General features: G+C 43.1%; 2 protein-coding genes. Both read right to left on the minus strand.

Annotation, left to right across the window (positions count from 1 at the left end):
- Positions 1-89 precede the first annotated feature (89 nt).
- Positions 90-1316, minus strand: a complete 1227-nt coding sequence (ltrA, locus tag DW173_RS23575) for a group II intron reverse transcriptase/maturase (RefSeq protein ID WP_233562295.1) — start codon at positions 1314-1316, stop codon at positions 90-92.
- Between the two features lie 248 nt (positions 1317-1564).
- Complete coding sequence (locus tag DW173_RS24360) at positions 1565-1690, minus strand: hypothetical protein (protein WP_255421385.1); 126 nt, start codon at positions 1688-1690, stop codon at positions 1565-1567.
- Between the last annotated feature and the right edge of the window lie 211 nt (positions 1691-1901).

Below are 1901 nucleotides of genomic sequence, written 5' to 3' on the forward strand. Positions count from 1 at the left end.
ATCGAGTAGGCAAAGGGAATCTCACCCTAAGCCTCTCACAGAACCGTACTTGAAAGTCTCCTCTCATACGGCTCTTCTTATTCAGCCAACTACACACGTGCACGATTTCTCGGACTGGCAGTGGGTTTAACTCCCCAAGACCAATGCGCAAACAAATCAGGATTCTTCAATGCGATATCTCCTAACCTATGTATTGCCTGAGTCTTGAACTTTCTAAACCCTTTGAACTTATCTCGAATCCAACGGGATAGTTTCAGATTGATGCGCTTTAGAACCTCCTTTAGTACTCCGGGATTGAATTTCCCATAGTAATTAATCCATCCTTGAATAATAGGATTGATTTGTTTCGCAATATCTTCTAACTTCATCTGTACCCAGTACTTTTGATTCCAATCACGAATCGTTTCCCATATCTTCGTTCTTGCTTTCTTACTGACAGCAGGAGAGAAATTTAGAAATACTTCCCCGTGAGTATCAATTGAACGTCTTGGTCTAAATGTATAACCAAGAAAATCAAACTGAATACATTCGTATTCGATATTACGATGATTCCTTTTACAATAAACAATCTTCGTCTTTTCCTCATTGAGTTCCAACTTGCACTCAGCAAACCGTTTCTTTATGGCTCGGTGTATAAACTCCGCCTGTTTCTGACTTACACAGTGGCATATTGTGTCATCTGCATACCTCTCAAATGATATATTGGAATGATTTCTTCTCATCCATTCATCAAATGTGTAATGCAGAAACAAGTTTGCGAGAATCGGACCGACTACCGAACCTTGCGGCACGCCCTTAGTCCTTTCCACCTGTGTTCCGTCTTTCAACTGATAAGGCACGGATAACCAACGTTTGATATACATCATTGCCCATTTGCATTTCACATGTCGTTCAAGGGCTCTGATTAAGAGTTCATGGTCTATGTTATCGAAGAACCCCTTGATATCAAGGTCTAATACCCAATGAAAAGTGTAACAGCGATCTTTCGCTTTCTCCACTGCATCAAGGGCAGATTTCTTTGGTCGATATGCATAAGAATCTTCATGAAAATGCGGCTCTATTTCTGGTTCTATGGTCATAACCACTACCATTTGCGCCACACGATCTCCTACCGTTGGTATACCAAGAGGGCGTTTACCCCCGTTTGACTTGGGGATTTCCACCAGTTTCACAGCGGGGGGAAGATAACTTCCCGAACACATCCGATTCCATATTTTATACAGATTACCTTTGAGATCGCTCTCAAAATCTGCTATGGTAACATCATCTATGCCCGATGTCCCTCTGTTCGCTTTTACTCTTTTGTATGCTTCCATAACAAGCTGTTTGGAAATTTCAAATGACTTTGCGTCTTTCATTAAATCCTCCTAATTTTGTTAGTTGTTCAAATTCATTCGCTGAATAAGCTGACCCCTTCGCTCCACTCCCATTACAGGAGCTTCGTCACTACTACGAGCCAGTCTGTCCCTATACAGAGCATCGGTACTTTCATTCTTACAGGGTCTCTGCTTGAATTTTTCCCTTAGCATCTCTGCACAGGTTCCCATGTTCCTCATAAGAGCCTCTATGTAACTCGTGCCGTCTCTATACCGGATGCCGCCAAAGCAGTAAGCAGGTTTCCCTTTGGCTTATCCCGAACCAAGTATAGGAGTTCGGTTTTGACATCGTCTTGCGTATTTCGGTACCTCATCAACGGTTCATTTTCATTCACCTTTTACATAGCCACCTGCCTGCCTTTAGACAGACTTTTCGGACATCGCTCACGACCATAGCTCTTTACTACAGCCGCATGCCGTGGTTTGAAACCTCCTCCTGTAAGGCGGTTCCGAGGGACCTACCCTCATCTCTCATGAAGCATCGAACTACCGTTATTCAGGCGATAGTTCGTTCATGGCACACTA

It is taken from the genome of Bacteroides sp. AM16-13 (assembly GCF_003602705.1).
GTDB classification, from domain to species: Bacteria; Bacteroidota; Bacteroidia; order Bacteroidales; family Bacteroidaceae; genus Bacteroides; species Bacteroides xylanisolvens.

Bases quoted from the DNA above. Each gene is read 5' to 3' on its own strand.
- ltrA (WP_233562295.1), bottom strand. From the start codon at position 1,316: ATGGAAGCATACAAAAGAGTAAAAGCGAACAGAGGGACATCGGGCATA.
- DW173_RS24360 (WP_255421385.1), bottom strand. From the start codon at position 1,690: ATGAGGTACCGAAATACGCAAGACGATGTCAAAACCGAACTCCTATAC.